General features: G+C 70.0%; 16 protein-coding genes. 11 read left to right on the plus strand and 5 right to left on the minus strand.

Annotation, left to right across the window (positions count from 1 at the left end):
- Positions 1 to 12 precede the first annotated feature (12 nt).
- Entirely contained in the window at positions 13 to 627 is a 615-nt protein-coding gene (locus tag HUA74_RS22580) for a TIGR02265 family protein (RefSeq protein WP_141647931.1), read from the plus strand.
- Between the two features lie 6 nt (positions 628 to 633).
- Here HUA74_RS22580 and amrB read toward each other — a convergent pair whose 3' ends face one another.
- Positions 634 to 1,446, minus strand: coding sequence for an AmmeMemoRadiSam system protein B (amrB, locus tag HUA74_RS22585; protein WP_174456168.1), 813 nt, complete (start codon positions 1,444 to 1,446; stop codon positions 634 to 636).
- Positions 1,447 to 2,107: 661 nt separating this feature from the next.
- Here amrB and HUA74_RS22590 point away from each other — a divergent pair.
- Positions 2,108 to 2,671 (plus strand): hypothetical protein, encoded by a 564-nt coding sequence (locus HUA74_RS22590; protein ID WP_174456169.1) that lies wholly within the window; start codon positions 2,108 to 2,110, stop codon positions 2,669 to 2,671.
- Between the two features lie 64 nt (positions 2,672 to 2,735).
- On the opposite strand, the gene HUA74_RS22595 is transcribed toward HUA74_RS22590, so the two are convergent.
- The 4 genes from HUA74_RS22595 to HUA74_RS22610 all read right to left on the minus strand — a co-directional run bounded on the left by HUA74_RS22595 (position 2,736) and on the right by HUA74_RS22610 (position 6,504).
- On the minus strand, positions 2,736 to 3,599 hold the full coding sequence (locus tag HUA74_RS22595) for a hypothetical protein (protein WP_174456170.1): 864 nt from the start codon (positions 3,597 to 3,599) through the stop codon (positions 2,736 to 2,738).
- A 185-nt stretch (positions 3,600 to 3,784) separates the two neighbouring features.
- Positions 3,785 to 4,720, minus strand: a complete 936-nt coding sequence (locus HUA74_RS22600) for a proline dehydrogenase family protein (protein ID WP_174456171.1) — start codon at positions 4,718 to 4,720, stop codon at positions 3,785 to 3,787.
- Between the two features lie 169 nt (positions 4,721 to 4,889).
- On the minus strand, positions 4,890 to 5,678 hold the full coding sequence (locus HUA74_RS22605; RefSeq protein ID WP_371817290.1) for an alpha/beta fold hydrolase: 789 nt from the start codon (positions 5,676 to 5,678) through the stop codon (positions 4,890 to 4,892).
- A gap of 103 nt (positions 5,679 to 5,781) precedes the next feature.
- Complete coding sequence (locus HUA74_RS22610; protein ID WP_174456173.1) at positions 5,782 to 6,504, minus strand: lysophospholipid acyltransferase family protein; 723 nt, start codon at positions 6,502 to 6,504, stop codon at positions 5,782 to 5,784.
- A gap of 308 nt (positions 6,505 to 6,812) precedes the next feature.
- Between HUA74_RS22610 and HUA74_RS22615 the strand changes: the two genes are divergently transcribed.
- From HUA74_RS22615 to HUA74_RS22655, 9 genes are all read left to right on the plus strand, one after another.
- Positions 6,813 to 7,319 (plus strand): hemerythrin domain-containing protein, encoded by a 507-nt coding sequence (locus HUA74_RS22615; RefSeq protein WP_174456174.1) that lies wholly within the window; start codon positions 6,813 to 6,815, stop codon positions 7,317 to 7,319.
- A gap of 193 nt (positions 7,320 to 7,512) precedes the next feature.
- A complete protein-coding gene (locus HUA74_RS22620) occupies positions 7,513 to 8,043 on the plus strand; it encodes a cell wall protein (RefSeq protein ID WP_141647938.1) in 531 nt (176 codons plus the stop codon).
- Between the two features lie 132 nt (positions 8,044 to 8,175).
- Positions 8,176 to 9,060: a tryptophan 2,3-dioxygenase gene (locus HUA74_RS22625; RefSeq protein WP_174456175.1), complete on the plus strand. Its 885-nt coding sequence runs from the start codon at positions 8,176 to 8,178 to the stop codon at positions 9,058 to 9,060.
- A 233-nt stretch (positions 9,061 to 9,293) separates the two neighbouring features.
- Positions 9,294 to 9,476, plus strand: a complete 183-nt coding sequence (locus tag HUA74_RS22630; RefSeq protein ID WP_174456176.1) for a hypothetical protein — start codon at positions 9,294 to 9,296, stop codon at positions 9,474 to 9,476.
- A 77-nt stretch (positions 9,477 to 9,553) separates the two neighbouring features.
- Positions 9,554 to 10,675 carry a hypothetical protein gene (locus tag HUA74_RS22635; protein ID WP_141647941.1) on the plus strand — a complete coding sequence of 374 codons (1,122 nt, stop codon included), beginning with the start codon at positions 9,554 to 9,556 and terminating at the stop codon, positions 10,673 to 10,675.
- 119 nt (positions 10,676 to 10,794) lie between these two features.
- A complete protein-coding gene (locus HUA74_RS22640; RefSeq protein ID WP_174456177.1) occupies positions 10,795 to 13,671 on the plus strand; it encodes a GAF domain-containing protein in 2,877 nt (958 codons plus the stop codon).
- Positions 13,672 to 13,741: 70 nt separating this feature from the next.
- Positions 13,742 to 14,770, plus strand: coding sequence for an OmpA family protein (locus tag HUA74_RS22645; RefSeq protein WP_174456255.1), 1,029 nt, complete (start codon positions 13,742 to 13,744; stop codon positions 14,768 to 14,770).
- Positions 14,771 to 14,888: 118 nt separating this feature from the next.
- The gene (locus HUA74_RS22650; RefSeq protein ID WP_141646630.1) at positions 14,889 to 16,346 is read left to right on the plus strand and encodes an adenylate/guanylate cyclase domain-containing protein; all 1,458 of its coding nucleotides are present in this window, start codon (positions 14,889 to 14,891) and stop codon (positions 16,344 to 16,346) included.
- A 54-nt stretch (positions 16,347 to 16,400) separates the two neighbouring features.
- Positions 16,401 to 16,817: a type II secretion system protein GspG gene (locus HUA74_RS22655; RefSeq protein WP_141646631.1), complete on the plus strand. Its 417-nt coding sequence runs from the start codon at positions 16,401 to 16,403 to the stop codon at positions 16,815 to 16,817.
- Positions 16,818 to 16,955 lie beyond the last annotated feature (138 nt).

Raw genomic sequence — 16,955 nt, forward strand, 5'->3', positions numbered from 1 at the left:
GGAGGTCGGCTCATGGAACGCGGCACTTGGAACACGCCAGAGGCAGTGCAGCGGGAGCTGGATTCGCGGCTCGCCCTCGTGCAGTCCTCCGAGCACATTCGCGGCATGCACTTCGCCGCCGTGCTCGACACCGTGCGCTTCCTGGGCGGTGAGCAGGCGGTGAAACACATCGTCGACGCCGGTGACTTCCCCCCCGACCTTGACCCCACCGAGCTCTACCCCGTCCCTCCCTTCATGAGGCTGTTCTTCGCCTCCGCCAACCTGCTCGCGCCCCAACTCGGCGGCGTCGAGGAGGCCATGCGCCAGATTGGCGTCCAGGGCACGCTCGCCTTCGTCCGCTCCATGTTCGGCACCGAGGTCCGTCAGCAGGTCGGCGGAGATCCAAAGCTCCTCGTCAACATGCTCCCAGAGGCCTACCGCATGGCCATCGACTTCGGCGAGCTCCAGGTCGAATGGACCGCGCCTCGCGCCGGCCTCATCCACATGCGCCGCATCTTCACCCCCGTCGCCTACAACGAAGGCATGCTCGAAGGTGCCCTCCAGGCCGTCGGCGCCCAGGACATCCGCGTCGAGGGCCGCCAGACATCGCTGCTCGACAGCGAGTACTCCCTCTCCTGGGACGACTGAGCGCTTCTACCGGGACGCGCCCCTCGCGGGCGCATCCGCATCGAAGACGAAGGCGCCGTACCCAATCACCTCGTCCCGTGCCCCGGCCGCATCCCCGGAGCTGCGCAGCGCCATCAACCTGGGCCGCAGCCCCCGCCGCTTCGCCACCCGCAGCAGACCGTTGATGGCCTCCGCGCCACACGCGCTGCCCGCGTCCAACGGCCCCTCCAGCGCCAGCACCCGCGCCGCCGTCGCATGGTCCGCCCGCCGCGCCTCCTCATACGGCCGGTAGTGCGACAGGTCCGACGTGACGACGAGCAACACGTCCTCGTCCCACAACGCCTCCAGCACCTGGGCGACCTCCTCCTCGTCCGTGCGCCCCACCACCAGCGGCAACACCGTGAAGCGCTCCAACACGCGCTGGAGGAAGGGGAGCTGCACCTCCAGCGCATGCTCCGACTCGTGCGCCTCGGTCGAGGCGCTCACCTGTCCCAGCGCGGTCGCCCGGCGCAGCAGGTCCACATCCAGTCGCACGTCCCCCAGCGGCGTACACAGCAGGTCCACCTCCGGGTACGCCAGGCCGCGCAGCCTGTGGAAGTGACACGGCCCCAGCAACAACACCCGCGTGCGCTCCGCTCGCCGAGCCCACAGCGTGGCGTAGGCCGCCGCCGCCACCGCGCCTGAATAGACATACCCGGCATGCGGAACGATGAGCGCGGTGGGAAGCCCCTCCCCCGGCCCCCGCGCCTGCTCCAGCCACGCGTCTACCTGCGTCATCAACGTGGTGGGATTGGAGGAATAGAAGGTGCCCGCCACCGCGGGCGCACGCACACGAGGCATGTCCTCCAACCCGTCCTTCCCTGGGCGGCGCCGCGAGCACTGACGGGCGGGGCGGGCTGTCCCACCAGCGGCCCCGGGCTCCACACGAACGTGGCTCCGGGTGGAATCCTACGGACAGACGGCAACGCGAGGATATGCGAATCATTGCAAGTCTGTTCGCTTATGGGACGTGCGGGTCCCGACTTCGAGCGCCTCGCGCCTCATTCCCGGCCCTCCACGAATGACAAAGGATTGATTTCACCGGCCGTTCGTCTGGCGTGAGGCTTGCTACCGGTGACTTCGTTCCGTGCGCTCCTTCCGAGCGGTTCAGGGCCGTTCGGGGCACGGAACCTCGCGCATGGGAGGGCCGGCCGGGACCTCTGACTCCTCCACCCTGGCCGACCTTCCCGTCCGTGAGCCCTGGCCCATGCGGGCCCGCCGCGCGCCCGTGTCCAGGCCCGGGCCCATGTCTCAGCGATGTCTCACGCGCGGCGTCTCCGGGAGCGAGTTTCCTCGGCAGATGGCGCGAGGAACGGCTCCGCCGAGCGAATTCTCAAGTTGCGCTCATGCGGTACATGACACACAGGGAACGAAAAAAGGATGCGCGCAGGCGCGCATTGACTAGAAGGGGCCGCCGAGCGCCCGGGAATGACCGCGGGCACACGCAACGGAGGGACGCTTCATGAAGGCAAATCAGTGGCAGGCCATGGCCGTAGCGGCCGGGTTGATGGTGTCGACGAGTGCATTGGCGCAGTCGACGGGTGGTGGTTCCGGTGCTTTCGGCAACGCCGGGCAGATTGTCGTCAGCTCGGATGCGTCGGCGAACCTGGGCTACACGACGGAGGGCGCGGGGTACGGTTTCTTCAACCTGGCGCCGAGCGTGGATTACTTCCTGAAGGAGAACCTCTCCATCGGTAGCGGCGTCAACCTGGCGGTGTTGTTCGGCGAAGGCGACACGGTGGCCGCCTTCGGCATCAACGCGCGCGTGGGCTACAACATCTCCCTCACGGAGAAGGTCTCCGTGTGGCCCAAGGCCATCGTCACGCTGTTCGTCGGCGACAACATCCTGTCGCTCCCCGACGGCACGGGCTCGGCCTCCACGGTCATCCTGGAGGGCTACGCGCCCTTCCTGTACCACGTGACGTCCCACTTCTTCGTGGGCGCCGGTCCTCGCCTGGCCTTCGGCCTGGGTGATGACGTCGACGTGACGTTCAGCGTCGGCACCACGGTGGGCGGTTACTTCTAGCGGTTTCGAGGCCCCGCGCGCGGCAGGCTGTGTCCCGCCGCGCGCCGGGGCTTCGTCGTCTTCGTCAGGGCAGCGTGAGGCGGCTGACGCCCCCGCCCGGACGGAGTGGACGGCCCACGCGGGTCTCCTCCACCCAGCCCTCCGCGGACGGCGCGTTGCCTTCGTGGATGAGCCGCAGGCCCAGGTGCAGCGTGCGCGAGCCCGTGCCCGGTGAGTAGAGGCGCAGCACCGCCGCCGCCTCTTCGACGACCCGGCGTGACACCGACCGCGTCGTGTTCCCCCGGCCCGCTCGCACCACGCGCCAGCCCTCCAACTCCCAACCCACCACGCGGCCGTCCCTCACGTGCACGGACACGTCCGCCCACACCGTGCCGTCCACGGGCACCCGCACCGGCGTGAGCAGGCGTTGGACGCTTGCGGCCATCCAGGTCGACTCGGGCGTCGAGGCCTCACGCCGTCCGGCGAGGTGAAGGGCCTCGGGAGGCCGCTCGGTGGAGAAGGACGCGCTCGGCTCCAGGGCCCACGAGGACGCGTCGCGACGCAGCCGCAGCACCACCTCGCCCGCGGAGTGACTCGTGGTGGACATCAGCGCCCGGGCCACTGTTCGCCGCAGGTCATCCGAGTCGATGCCGCGTCCCGGCCGTCCGCCACGCTGCACCGACTGGTAGCCCACGAGCGTGAGGGCGCCGCGCTCCGACCAGAACGTGAGCTCCAGGCGCGAGCCGACGTCACGCACGCCACCCGCCAGCGCCGCCACCTGCCGGGCCACTTCCCGCGCTTCCTGGCGACGGGCTTCCGGCTCGTCCGTCCCCGCGCGTCCCGAGCCGCCCGTGCCGCCGGACGCGCACGCGAGGCTGGTTGCGAGGATGACGACACCCACGGTCCGAGCGCACACCCGGAGTCCGTGGTGAATGGACCGCATGGACATGGCTTCCCCCTCCGGGTGACAGCGTCACCGGGTTGGATTGGGCTTGCGCGGGGCGCGCGGGCCGACAGGGTATTCCTGTGAGGCAAAGACGCGCGTGGTGAGGGATTCCTGAGCGCTCGGGACTGGCGGACGGGACGTTTGTCCATTCCCCCACGCCCGGCTGCCCGGTGCGCCGGGGTCGCCGCTCACCGCGCGAGGTGGCGCAGGACGAACGCGAGGTTCGCCGGACGCTCGGCCATGCGGCGCATGAGGTAGGGATACCAGCGGGGTCCGTACGGGACGTAGATGCGCACCGGATGGCCCTGCTCGGAGAGTCGTTGCTGGAGGTCTTCCCGGATGCCGTAGAGCATCTGGAACTCGAACGCTTCACGCGGCAGCTGTCGCCGCGCGGCATGCTCCAGCGTCGCGTCAATCATCCGCTCATCGTGCGTGGCGATGCCGTGATACACGCCGCTGTCGAGCAGCACCTTCATGCACCGTACGAAGCTGGCATCCACGTCCTTCTTGTCTGGAAAGGCGATGTCCGGCCCCTCCAGATAGGCGCCCTTGCACAGACGGATGCGCACCCGCTCGGCGCACAGCGCGTGGGAGTCTGCTTCCGTGCGCCGCAGACAGCTCTGCAGCACCGCGCCCACGTGTCGCTCGCCGTGCTTCGTGTGCAACTGGCGGACGATGTCGAGCGTCGCCTGGGTCACCGCGCCGTGCTCCATGTCGATGCGCACGAAGGTGTCTCGTGCTCGCGCATCGGCCACGACGGTGCGCGCGTTCTCCAGTGCCAGCGCCGGGTCGAGCAGCAGTCCACACTGCGTCAGCTTCAGCGACACGTTGGCCTTCACGCCTGTCTGGTCGATGCGCGCCAGCAACCGTCGATACTCGCGCACCTCGTCCCGCGTCTGGGCCGCGTCGCGTACCGCTTCGTTGAGATGGTCGAACGACGCCCAGAGTCCGCGCGCGGTGAGTGCCTTCACCGCGTCCATTGCCTCTTCCAGACTCTCGCCCGCGACGAAGCGCCGTGAAAGGCGTCGGAGTGGTCCCAGGCGCGTTGCCCGGTCCTTCAGCCCTTCCTGGCGTGACAGGAACAGCAGGGCGGAGCGCGAGAGTCGCGCGGCGGTGTGGCTCATGGCGCGCGCCCTGGAGTGTCGATGCCTTGCTCCAGGCATGACAGGAACCGCAGAGCGGAGCGTGAGAATCGCGCGGTGGTGTGGCTCATGGCGCGAGCCTCGGAGTTCCGGCACCGTGCTCCGGGCGCGACAGGAACAGCGGAGCGTGAGAGTCGCTCGGTGGTGCGGCTCATGGCCCGAGCTCCGGAGTGTCGGCGCCGTGCTCCTGGAGGAACGCGCCGACGGCGGCGTTGAAGGCTTCCGGGTGGCTCATGTACGGCAGGTGGCTCGCGTCGCGGAGCAGCTCCAGCCGTGCGCCAGGGATGTGCTCCGCCACGTCGTGCGCGGCCCGGGGCGGCACCAGCAAATCCCTGCCACCTTGGATGACGAGCGTGGGCACTCGCAGTTGATGGAGCCGGGGATGGAAGTCCGCGGCCAGCACGTCGCGCAGCCGGCGCAGCAACTCCACGGGGGTCAACCGCCGCGCCTCGCGCACGATTTCCGCGCGCCCCTCCGGGGGCAACCGCGCGCCCCCGAGCACTCGCGCCACCGTGGGTGCGAAGAGATACGCCAGCGGGCGCGGCGTGCGCACCAGCGTGGACAGCGTCACCGCCAGACGCCTCACCCGGCGCACGCTGGCCACCGGAGACACCAGCACCAGCGCCTTCACCCGCTCCGGGTGCGCCAGCGCGAAGGCGATGGACAGCAGGCTGCCATAGGAGGAACCCACGAGCGCGAAGCGCTCCGGTAGCCGTGCCTCGGGGTCGTTCAGCACGGCCAGGTTCCACTGCAGCGGGGTGTGGGTGGCCGGGGTGTGCAAAGGCGGCGTCCACAGCAACAACCGGAACCGTCCGGCCAGCGGCTCCATGGGCGCGAAGGACCTCCCACTGGCACCCAACCCCGGCAGACACACCACGGTGCGGGCTACATCCGTATCGCCGTTGGGAAAGGTGAACAGCCGCGAAGGTGTGCCTTTCACCCGGCGCTCCTCGCAATGCAAGTGCGCGTAGCCAGAGGGAATGTCCTCGACGTCCGGGACGCGCGACGGCGCGGGGGCCCGGGACGCGGGGCCCGGAGGTGTCTCAAGCATGGCGAGCCCTGACCAGCAGCCGGTGCACGCTGGTGGCCACCCTGTCGCGGAACGCGCGCAGCCGCGACTCGGAGGCCCCCGAGGGCGGCGGGGTGTGGGCATTGCCCAGCGCGAAGGTGAGGCGCACCGGAAATGGGAGAGGGCCCAGCCCCACCAGCAGCGGCACGCGATACTTCGCCTCGTTCGTCAGGTGCACGCCCAGCCGCGCCTCGCCGGGCGGCCAGAGGAAGGTGTCGTCCACGCCGAAGCCCGCGAAGGGCACCACCGGCACCCCCGCATGGGAGGCCACTCGCGCGAAGCCCAGCGCCCGCTCCCAGCGCAACTGATAGCGCCCGCGCGGCCGCTTGAAGACCTCTCTCGCGCCGCCCGGGTAACAGACGACCAGCGCTCCGTCGCGCAGCACCGCCAACGCATTGTCCTGGGTCCCCTCCACGCCACCCAGCCAGGGCAACACCGTGCGGACCACGGGAATGCGGAAAAAGCCTCGCTCCGCCAACCCCAGCACCCGGCGCCCGGTGGCCTGGTGCAGCAGATGGAAGAACGCGGGCGTTTCGTAACCCCACACGCCATGGTTTCCCACCAGCAACACGGGGCCGCTCGAGGGCAGGTGCTCGGTGCCCACCAGCCGGGCCCGGTGGTAGAGCGCGGAGAGCGCCGCGCCCCGCTCGGCGAGGTGGAACACCGTCCTCCGCAGGGTGGCGAGCGAAGCTTCCACGAGGAAACATGATGGAGACGTCCCCGCCCATCGCCATCCAACCCGGCCGGGCGGACGGGCCCCCGCTTCCGGGCCGTCGGTCATCGCAAACCCACGCGCCGTCCCCGGGGGGACGCGCCCTGCCCACCCCGGAGGTTGCTTTGAGTAGGCAACGCTTCGCGCTCGGCCCCATGGGCTTTCAGCCGCCAGTCGAGGCAGGCTGCGGGACGTTGTTTCACCCCGCCGAACGTTCGCTCGCCCTGTCGTTTGAGTTTCGATAATGTGAGGATGAAGCGCAGCTTTGGTTGTCTGCCTGCCGAACCATGCAGATGGTTGAGGGTATGGGAGGCCCGTTCGACATCCTCGTGGAGGAGCACCGTGAGCTCGAGGAGCGCTTCGAGCGGCTCGTGTCCGGCGCGGAGGAGGAGCCTCTGAGCGCGCAGCGCGAGCTGCTGGAGCTGTTGCGACTGCACACCTGGCTGGAGGAGCGCTGTCTGCAACCGCTGGTGGCTCGGGTGGAAGGGCGTGCTCGTGCCCGTCAGCTGGCCGAGGATCATCTGGCCATGCGTGAGCTGATGGATGAGTTGGAGGAATTGCCCCTGGGCGATGCCGAATGGCAGGCCCGGCTCTATGCGCTCGAGGATCTCTGGGTCGCGCATTTCCAAGAAGAAGAGAGTTCGCTGTTGCCCAGACTCTCCACCGCGTTGGATCCCCGCGAGCAGCAGACGCTGCGCGTGGAGCTGACGCTGGCTCGCGAGGAGCTGCGCACCCTGGCCGAGGGGCCCTTTGTTTCGGGGACCCGCTCCCTGCTGGAAGACCTTCGCTGGGACGGCTGAGCGCCGTTCCCGCCCCACTGGAATGGGGCCCCGACCGGTACGGTAGGGGGGGTGATACGTCCTTCAGTCACACCTTTTATCGCTTCCTTTAGACAAATCCTAAATTGGAAGGTATGGGTATGAGCAGCATCACAAATCAACTCCCCCTTCCAGACCTTCAACAACCAGATTAGCCAAGACGAGGATTGAACGAATGTCCGTGGATAAAGCGTTTCGGGACATGATCCGTAACGAAATCGAGGTCCAGCTCAAGCCGCTGCGCGACGTGGTCTCCCGCCTGGAGTCCGGGACGGCGGATCTGGATGCACTGCGCAACGTGGCGGAGCGGCTGGCCCCGCTGGCCGAGGTCGTGGGGCCGCTGTTCGGCGCCCAGGTCGCGGCGGCGAAGCCGGGCCGCAAGGCCGTGGGTCGTCCCCCCGCGGCGGCGCGTGGCGCGGTGAGCGCGGCGGCGTCGGTGTCGGCGGGTGGCAAGCGTCGCGGCCGTAAGCCGGCGGCGGCGGATGGCTCGCGCGAGTGCGCCATCGTCGACTGCGGCAAGCCCAGCCGGACCAAGGGCTACTGCGCCGCGCACTACCAGAAGCTGCGGATGCTGGAGAAGACCAACCGCCGCCCGTCGGCGTGGGTCGACTACGCGCCCGCCAACAGCGTCGAGGACATCAAGCTGCCCCGTGGCCGCGCCGCGTCGAAGGCCCTGGCCGCCGCCGCCCAAGCAGCGAACGGTTAAATCAGCGGCACGTTTGGCCCCGGCCCGGGCAGACAGTGACCGCACCTCCGTCAACCGTGCTCCCTGGCAGGGAGAGGGTTCGGGGGCAGCCCGTACGGGAAGTCTTGCCCGCGGGGGCTTGCAGGGGCATGAATGCCCGGGCCCATGAACAAACGAGATCTGGAGCCTGGAATCATCACCGACCTGGCCGGAAGGACCACGTACGGTGAGTACCTACAGCTCGACCGGCTGTTGTCGGCGCAGGTTCCGCGCTCGCAGCCCCCGCACCACGACGAGCTGCTCTTCATCATCCAGCACCAGACGAGCGAGCTGTGGATGAAGCTTCTCATCCACGAGCTGAGCGCGTGCATCCGCTATGTGCAGGCGGACCGGCTGGAGCCTTCGTTCAAGATTTTCGCCCGCGTGGGGAACATCCAACGGATGCTCTTCGAGCAGTGGAGCGTGCTGGAGACGCTCACGCCGAATGAGTACCTGGAGTTCCGCGACGCGCTCGGGCCCGCGTCTGGCTTCCAGAGCTGGCAGTACCGCGCGGTGGAGTTCCTGCTGGGCAACAAGGACCCCAATGCCCTGGGTCCCTTCCGCCACCAGCCGGATGTGCATGGTGAGCTGGAGAGGCTGTTGGAGTCTCCCAGCCTCTATGACGAGTTCCTGCGGTACCTGGCGCGCATGGGGCATGCGATTCCGGAGGACCGCGCCCAGCGCGACTGGCGGCTGCCGTACGAGAAGAGCCCGGCCGTCGTGGAGGTGTTCCGTCGCATCTACGAGGACACCGACGCGCACTGGGATGCGTACGAGATGTGCGAGAAGCTGGTGGACACCGAGGAGCGGTTCCAGCTGTGGCGCTACCGGCACATGATGACGGTGATGCGAATCATCGGCTTCAAGCAGGGCACCGGGGGCTCCTCCGGGGTGTCCTTCCTTCGCAAGGCCTTGGATTTGCGCTTCTTCCCAGAGCTGTGGGATGTGCGCACGGAGCTGGCGCCCCCTGGGGCCCGGGCTCATAAACCGTCGACATGAGCGCGCTCCTGGCCGTCATGGCAGGCGTTGCGCCCCAGTCTTGACGTGCGGCCAATTGAGAGGAATGGCGGGGGGCCGGCGTGACAGGCTTCCGGCGTGAAACATCGACAATGTGACGGGGTGGACGGGCAGGTGTCGGAAGCCACCCTGTCCGCCCAGCGGCCTGACGGGTGGGCGGGACATGCGCTCGCTTCAGGACGCGCCCTAGCTTGAGTGAGCAAAGGGAGCGCGCCATGGCCGAACATGAAGTCACCCATCCCAGGAAGGAGCCTCGGCTTCCCGAGGACGGGCGGGAGGCTCGGCGTTCGGCGGGAGAGCCTGTGTCGCCGCCGCCCGACCAGGTCGGTGGGGTGCCGGACACGCGGCCCGGCCCGGGCAAGCCGGTGGTGCATCCCTCACCCGTGTCCGAGGACTGACGGCTCGTCGACAGGCGCCAGGCGTCAGCCATTCGGTGGCGTTCGTGTGGGGACGCGCGGGCTAGGCTGGGCGCACCATGGCTGCCTCGGCTCCCCTGCTCTTCGAGAAGGCCCACATCCTCTGCTACCGCACCTTCGACATCGCGGAGGAAATCAACCTGGAGCGGGCGCGCAAGGCCGTGTCGGAGGACACCCGCCGCCTCAAGCTGTCGCGCGAGAATGGCCAGTACCTCCAGCTCCCCAATCCGCCGCTCGCGTATGAGCTGGGGCGAAGGCCGCTCGCGCTGAAGGACGGGCCCGTCACGGTGGATGCCACCGCGCGCCTGTTCGACCATGGCGCCGCGTCCATCATCCTGCGCGTGCCCGTGGTGCCGGGCACGTCGCTGGAGCAGCTCATCCGCGTGGCGGACGAGTTGTATGACAGCCAGGCGTTGGAGGACCTGGCGCTGGATTTGGTGGAAGGCGTGCGCAACACCATCGCCGCCGCGGTGCAGGAGCCGCACCTGTGGGACCAGAACGAGAGCTACACCGTCATCTTCGCGGAGAGCATCCAGGGCAACCCGTCCGCGGAGGACATCCTCGCGGAGGCGGACCTCGCCCGGCTGCTGCTGGGGGAGAACGGCCAGACGCCGCTGTCGCGCCGGGAGAGCGAGGCCGTCACGCAGATGCGCTTCAGCTACACGGTGAATGACCTGGTCGTCATCGACTGGAACAGCGCCTTCGTCTACGAGCCGTCGGGCTCCGGGGACATCCCGGACCTGCTCGAAATCGCCAACGCGCAACTGTTGGAATTCCGTTACTACGACGAGCGGCTGGACGAGCACATCGCGCGCATCCACGACGAGGTGCAGGCCAAGCGCCACGGGTGGACGCGGCTGTTCCGCAGCCCGTACCGCACGCTGACGCGGCAGACGCTCACCACGCTGGTGGACCTCAACGAGTTCATCGAGCGGGTGGACAACAGCCTGAAAATCATCGGCGACTTCTATCTGGCCAAGGTCTACGAGGGCGCGGTGCGCCGCATGCGCATCTCCGCCTGGCAGGGCTCCGTCACGCGCAAGCAGCAACTGCTCGCCCAGACGTATGGCCTGCTCAAGGGCGACGTGGACATCGACCGCTCCCACACGCTGGAGGCCGTCATCGTCCTGCTCATCGTCCTCGAGATCTTCTTCGCCTTCTTCAATGTGTTCGCTCACTGAAAGCCAAGGTCTCTTGTACCTGGGGACAGGTGCCCGCGGGTTTCGCGGCCCTGGCGGACATGGGACACTGAAGCTTCGCGGTTGGCCCGATGGGGCCCAGACCGGGGGGACGTGTGGGCATGAAGGTGCCCGAGAGCAACCGGGTGGCCGCGACGGACCGCGTGACGCGGCCCCGGGAGCGGCTGTCGGTGGCGCCGCCGGTGCGGGCGGTGCTGGAGGCGCTGCTGCGCGAGGCCGCGGCCACCCTCTCCGCGTCCGGCGTCTTCATGTGTTGGAGAGAGGACGAAAGCGTCCCTCGTACGCTCGCCACGCCCGCGCTGCCGGCTGACGCGGTGGAGGTGTGTGGCCAGCGCCTGCTGAACGGCCCGAGGGACATCGACGGGGCGCTCTTGACGTACGTGTCGGTGGACCTGGAGCGGGACGTGCTGCTCGCGGGCGAGCCGGAGGCCCGGCGGAAGCTGGGCGCGGTGGGGCTGGTGTCGCTGCCGCTGTCGCCCTCCGTGGACCGGGGCGTCGTCGGCGTGTTGTGCGCCGTCCTGCGCCAGGGGCGCGTGCCGTCGGATGAGGACCTTCAGCGCTGCGGGCTGTACGCGCGTCTTGCGGGGCTGGCGCTGGAGCGGGAGCTGGCGGTGGAGGGGACGCGGGTGGAGGTGGCTCGGGCGCGCGCGGAGGTGGAGCAGGCGGAGGTGCTGCGGCTGAGCCGCTTCCAGGCGGTGACGGAGGCCTTCGGCCAGACGCTCACTCGCGAGGAGGTGGCCCACGTGGTGTTGGACCTGGGCCTGCCGGCGGTGGATGCGATGGCGGGCATGGTGCACCTGACGCCGGAGGGCGGCGCGTCCGCGGAGCTCATCGCGGCGGTGGGCGTGCCCGACGGGCTCCTGGAGCCCTTGCGCGTGTTGCCCCGCACCGGCGAGGACCTGCCGGGGTACGACGCGGTGCTGGCCGAAGCGCCGGTGTGGCTGGAGACGCTGGCGGCGATTCAGGCCCGCTACCCGAGGCTCGCGGCGTTGATGGAAGAAGGGCCGCTGCGCGCGCTGGCGCTGGCGCCGCTGTTCGTCGAGGGGAGGGTGTTCGGCACGCTGGCCTTCGGCTTCGAGCGGGAGAAGGACTTCACCGCGCTGGAGCGCGAGTCCATCATCGGGCTGTCGCGGCAGTGTGGTCAGGCGCTGGAGCGCGCGCGGCTGTACGAGCGCGAGCACACCGCGCGACTGGAGGCGGAGGCGCTGGGCGCGCGGCTGAGCCTGCTGGCGGACGCGAGCGCGCTGGTGTCCGGCTCGCTGGGCTGGGAGGACACGGTGGCCGGCGTGGCGCGGCTGGCGCTGGGCCACTTCGCGGACGGGTGCTCGGTGGACTCGTACGAAGAGGGCGTGGTGCGGCGGCTGGCGGTGTTGCACGCGAGCCCGGAGAAGGCGCAGCGGGTGCTGGAGCTGACGAGCTTCCCGCTCGACTCGGGGCAGCCCTCCACGCTGGCGCGGGTGCTGGCCAGCGGGCAATCCCGCATGGAGACCCGCAAGACGCGCGCGGTCTCCGAGGTGGACGGCGCGTCGACGTGGAGCATCAGCTCGCTCATCCTCACGCCGCTGGTGGCCCGGCAGCGCACGCTCGGCGCGCTGACCTTCGTGCGGGACGCGGGGCGGGCGCCCTTCGACGCGACGGACCTGTCGCTCGCGGAGGAGCTCACCCGGCGCGCGGCGATGGCCATGGACAACGCGCGGTTGTTTCGCGACGCGCGCGCGGCGGAGGAGGAGAGCCGGCGCAGCGCCGCGCGGCTGCATGTGCTGGTGCAGGTCAGCCAGCTCATCGCCGAGGCGGGGTTGGACCTGCCCACGGTGCTGGACGTGCTGGCGAGCAAGGTGTCCGAGGCGCTGGGCGGCGGGTGCGTCCTGCAACTGCTCGCGGAGGAAGGGGAGCAGTTGGAGCTGGTGGCGGCGCACCACCCGGACCCCGTCGCGCGCGGCGTGCTGGAGTCGTCGCTGCGGATGAACCCGGCGCGCGTGGGCGAAGGGCTGTCGGGCCGGGTGGTGGCCACGGGGCAGACGCTCTTCGTGCCCCGACTGAGCGCGGAGGAGCTGCAGGGGGACCGCTCGCCGGAGGGTGTCACCTTCCTGGAGCGCTACGGGCCGCAGAGCCTCATCATCGTTCCTTTGGGCGCGCGGGGCCGGGTGCTGGGCACGCTCGGCGTCATCCGCGAGGCGCGCGGGCGCGAGTACACCGCGGAGGAGCGCGCGCTGTTGGAGAGCCTGGCCGCGCGGGCCGCCCTGGCCATCGAGGATGCGCGGCTGTATGGCGCGGCCACCCAGGCGGTGAAGGCTCGCGACGAGCTGCTGTCAGTGGCGGGTCACGAGCTGAAATCGCCGCTCAACGCGTTGCAGCTCCAGATTCACCTGCTGGCGCGCATGGCGAAGGACGCGATGGCGGCCAGCGGGCTGGCGGAGCGCGCGGAGAAGGCGGCACGCGCGGGCCAGCGGCTGGGGTTGCTCATCGACGACCTGCTGGACGTGTCGCGCATCAGCGCGGGCCGGCTGTCCCTCAACCTCGAGGAGGTGGACCTGGCGGCGCTGACGCGCGAACTGGTGTCGCGGATGTCCGAGGAGCTGGTGCGCGCGGGCAGCGAGGTGCGCATGCTGGCGGACGACGCCGTAGTGGGGCAGTGGGACAAGTTGCGGCTGGAGCAGGTGCTGGTGAACCTGTTGTCCAACGCGGCGAAGTATGGCGCGGGGCGGCCGGTGACGGTGCGGGTGGAGCCGCGCGGAGCGGTGGCGGAGCTGGTCGTCCAGGACGAGGGCATCGGCGTGGCGCAGGAGGACCAGGAGCGCATCTTCGAGCGCTTCGAGCGCTCGGAGTCCGCGCAGCACTTCAAGGGCCTGGGCCTGGGGCTCTGGATTACCAAGCGCATCGTCGAGGCCCACGGCGGAGGCATCCGCGTCCAGAGCCAGCCCGGCAAGGGCTCCATCTTCACCGTGGAGCTTCCCCTGTCCGACACCTTGCCGACGTGAGCGCGTGGCCCGTCCACCAGACACATCACCTGGACAGCGCTCGGCCCCGTGCGCTCTGGTGCCCTTCGTGATGATGCGTGTTTTGCGCGGCGGAGTCCTGCTCCTCCTGCTGGGTGGGGCGCTCGCTTCCGGATGTGGCCATGCGCCCCAGGCGCGGCCTGCTCCCGACGGCGACGGTGATGGTGTGTCCGATGCCGGGGATGCGTGCCCGCTCCTCCCCGGCCCCGCCTCCACGCGCGGCTGTCCCAGCAAGGACACCGACGGCGACGGCCTGGACGACTCCGTGGACAAGTGCCCACGCCATGCGGGCCCCGCGTTCCGGGAGGGCTGTCCCGCCCGGGACTTCGACGACGACGGCGTGGAGGACACCAAGGACGCGTGTCCCCGCGAGGCCGGCTCGCTGGAGCGCAAGGGCTGCCCCATCGTCGACCCGGACCGCGATGGCGTGGAGGGCGACGCCGACGTGTGTCCCGAGGAGCCCGGCCCGGTGGAGCGGCAGGGCTGTCCGGAGCAGGATGAGGACGGCGATGGTGTCCCGGACGAGGACGACGCCTGTCCTCGCGACGAGGGCGTCCCCCATCTGCGCGGGTGTCCCGAGAGAGACAGGGACGGTGACAGCCTCGCGGACCACCGGGACAACTGCCCCACGGTGTACGGCCCGGCGACGAACCAGGGCTGCCCCGCCCAGGACAAGCAGCGCGTCAGCCTCCAGCGGGACAGGCTGGAGCTGCTGGAGCGCATCGGCTTCGAGAGTCAGACGGCGAAGCTCCAGGCGAGCTCGCACGCGCTCCTGGACAACGTGGCCCGGGTGCTGCTCGCGCACCCGGAGCTGACGCGCGTCATCGTGGAGGGGCACACCGACGCCTGGGATGACGCGACCACCGGACGCGCGATGACGCAGGCCCGCGCGGAGGCCGTGGTGGCCTACCTGGAGGGGAAGGGCGTCCCGACGGAGCGACTGGAGGCGCAGGGGCTCGGGGCGGACAGGCCGCTCGAGTCCAGCGGGACGTCGCTTGGACGCACGGCCAACCGCCGCGTGGAGTTCATCTTCCCGCCTCCCCCCGTCCGCAAGCCCGCCCGGCCCGCCCCTCGGCGGTGAGGTGGGCGGGTCTCGGGTGCCTCGGCTCATCCCCGGGGTGGAGTCCTCCCGGAGCGTCGGGAGGTGGGATACGCTGTCGGCCGCGTCCAAGGCTCCACCGGACGCCGAGGTGGCCCCCATGAGCGCATCCCCCCTCTTTGGTGACCTGCTGCTCAAGCTGGGTATCGTCACGCCCGTGCAGGTGCAGGAAGCCCTGGCCCTCCAGGCGCTCACTGGCCAGCGCGTGGGCGAGGCGCTCATCTCCCTCGGCTACGTCACCCGGGAGCAGATTCAGGACGCGCTGGGAGAGGCGTTGGGTCTGCACCACGACAAGGGGCCCTCGCAGCCCGCCCTGGGCGAGCTGCTGGTGGGGCTCAAGTACGTGACGCTCGCGCAGCTCGAGGAAGCGCTCGCCCGTCAGCGCCGCGACGGGCGCAAGCTGGGCGAAATCCTCGTGGAGCTGGGGCACTGCACGTACAAGCAAATCTACGAGGCGCTCGGCTTGCAGAACCGCATCGCGGGCCGGCAGGAGAATCCGCGGCCCTTCATCGACGGGCGCCGCCGCGTCGTCGTCGTGGACGACAGCCCGCTGGCGTGTGCCTTCGTGCAGGAGGGCCTGGTCGCCCTGGGCTACGAGGTCCTCTGCTTCCAGGACCCGTTCGAGGGGCTGGAGGGCATGAGCCGGCTGCAGCCCGCCATCGTCCTGAGCGATTTGGAGATGCCCGGTCTGGATGGCGTGGAGCTGTGCCGTCGCCTCAAGGAGGGCCCCACGCGGGGCCTGCCCGTCATCATCCTCACCGCGAATGACCGCGAGGCGGAGCGCGTGCGCGGCCTGCGCGCGGGCGCGGACGACTACGTCAACAAGTCCGCGTCCATGGACGAGCTGGCGGCGCGCATCGAGAGCGTGGTGCGCCGCACCGGTGAGACGGAGCGGATGCGCAAGCTGTTCGCTCGCTACACGTCCGCGGCGGTGGTGGACGAAATCCTCAAGAGCGCGGACGCGGTGGTGCTCACCGGCGAGAAGCGCGAAGTGACGGTGTTGTTCGCGGACATCCGCAACTTCACCGGGCTGGCGGAGAGCCTCCCTCCCGAGCAGGTCGTCGGCGTGCTCAACCAGGTGCTGGGCCGGCTGTCCGACGCGGTGCTCACGTGCGGGGGCACGTTGGACAAGTTCCTCGGCGACGGGCTGATGGCGGTGTTTGGCGCCCCGGTGGCTCGCACGGACGACGCGCTGCGCGCACTCCAGTGCGCGAAGATGATGATGGACGCGATGACGGACCTGCGCGTTGAGGCGGAGGCCGAGTGGGCCGCCAACGGCCGCGAGGGCCACCCGCTGGTGCTGGAGCTGGGCGTGGGCATCAACTCGGGCGTCGTCGTCGCCGGCAACATCGGCAGCACCGTGCGCTCCGAGTACACCTGCATCGGCGACGCGGTGAATGTGGCCGCGCGGCTGTGCGCGCTCGCCGGCCCCGGGGAAATCCTCGTGGGCGAGCGCACCCGGGAGCTGGTGGACGCCAACGAGACGGCCTTCGAGGACCTGCCCCCTGTCCGCCTGAAGGGTAAGCAGCAGCCGGTGCCGCTATTCCGCGCGCTTTAGGCCCGCGTGAAGTCTTCCGCACCCCAGGCCCCCTCTGGCGGTAGGGTGGGGGGCATGAATCCGTCCGCTGACGACCGCCCTCCGCCCTCCCGTCGCTCACCCGTGCTGTGGGTGGGGCTGGTGTTCGCCCTCGCCCTCATCTGCGCGGTGCTGGTGGGGGCGCTGACGCGCTCGAAGGCGGTGTACGCGGAGCGGATCCACCAGGACATCGGCGTGCTGGAGGATGCGCTGTCGCGCTTCCACGCGGACGGCAACGAGCTGCCGGAAGAAGCGGACCTGGAGCCCCTGCTGGTGCCCAAGTACCTGCCCGCGCTGCCGCTGGACCCGTGGGGTCGGCACTACCGGTACACCAGCAACGGCACCCAGGTGTTCATCGCGACGTTCGGCAAGAGCGACGACCGGGGCGGCAGCCGCGAGGAGCAGGACCACACCAACCACGACGGACACCCCCGGCCGGAGCCGGTGAAGTAGCCGTCCTGACGTGCGGCCGTGTGCCTTCGGGCCCGGCGACCGATGGGCCTCCGGGCGGGCTGGCATGACGGAGGGGCCCCCCGCCTGGCGGCGTCGTGCGCATCTGTCCTGGAGGGGATGGACATCCAGGCCATCCCC

It is taken from the genome of Myxococcus sp. CA051A, from assembly GCF_013336705.1.
GTDB lineage: Bacteria > Myxococcota > Myxococcia > Myxococcales > Myxococcaceae > Myxococcus > Myxococcus llanfairpwllgwyngyllgogerychwyrndrobwllllantysiliogogogochensis.

Bases quoted from the DNA above. Each gene is read 5' to 3' on its own strand.
- HUA74_RS22650 (WP_141646630.1), top strand. From the start codon at position 14,889: ATGAGCGCATCCCCCCTCTTTGGTGACCTGCTGCTCAAGCTGGGTATC.
- HUA74_RS22630 (WP_174456176.1), top strand. From the start codon at position 9,294: ATGGCCGAACATGAAGTCACCCATCCCAGGAAGGAGCCTCGGCTTCCC.
- HUA74_RS22655 (WP_141646631.1), top strand. From the start codon at position 16,401: ATGAATCCGTCCGCTGACGACCGCCCTCCGCCCTCCCGTCGCTCACCC.
- HUA74_RS22595 (WP_174456170.1), bottom strand. From the start codon at position 3,599: ATGTCCATGCGGTCCATTCACCACGGACTCCGGGTGTGCGCTCGGACC.
- HUA74_RS22615 (WP_174456174.1), top strand. From the start codon at position 6,813: ATGGTTGAGGGTATGGGAGGCCCGTTCGACATCCTCGTGGAGGAGCAC.
- HUA74_RS22635 (WP_141647941.1), top strand. From the start codon at position 9,554: ATGGCTGCCTCGGCTCCCCTGCTCTTCGAGAAGGCCCACATCCTCTGC.
- HUA74_RS22620 (WP_141647938.1), top strand. From the start codon at position 7,513: ATGTCCGTGGATAAAGCGTTTCGGGACATGATCCGTAACGAAATCGAG.
- amrB (WP_174456168.1), bottom strand. From the start codon at position 1,446: ATGCCTCGTGTGCGTGCGCCCGCGGTGGCGGGCACCTTCTATTCCTCC.
- HUA74_RS22600 (WP_174456171.1), bottom strand. From the start codon at position 4,720: ATGAGCCACACCGCCGCGCGACTCTCGCGCTCCGCCCTGCTGTTCCTG.
- HUA74_RS22645 (WP_174456255.1), top strand. From the start codon at position 13,742: ATGATGCGTGTTTTGCGCGGCGGAGTCCTGCTCCTCCTGCTGGGTGGG.
- HUA74_RS22590 (WP_174456169.1), top strand. From the start codon at position 2,108: ATGAAGGCAAATCAGTGGCAGGCCATGGCCGTAGCGGCCGGGTTGATG.
- HUA74_RS22625 (WP_174456175.1), top strand. From the start codon at position 8,176: ATGCCCGGGCCCATGAACAAACGAGATCTGGAGCCTGGAATCATCACC.
- HUA74_RS22640 (WP_174456177.1), top strand. From the start codon at position 10,795: ATGAAGGTGCCCGAGAGCAACCGGGTGGCCGCGACGGACCGCGTGACG.
- HUA74_RS22580 (WP_141647931.1), top strand. From the start codon at position 13: ATGGAACGCGGCACTTGGAACACGCCAGAGGCAGTGCAGCGGGAGCTG.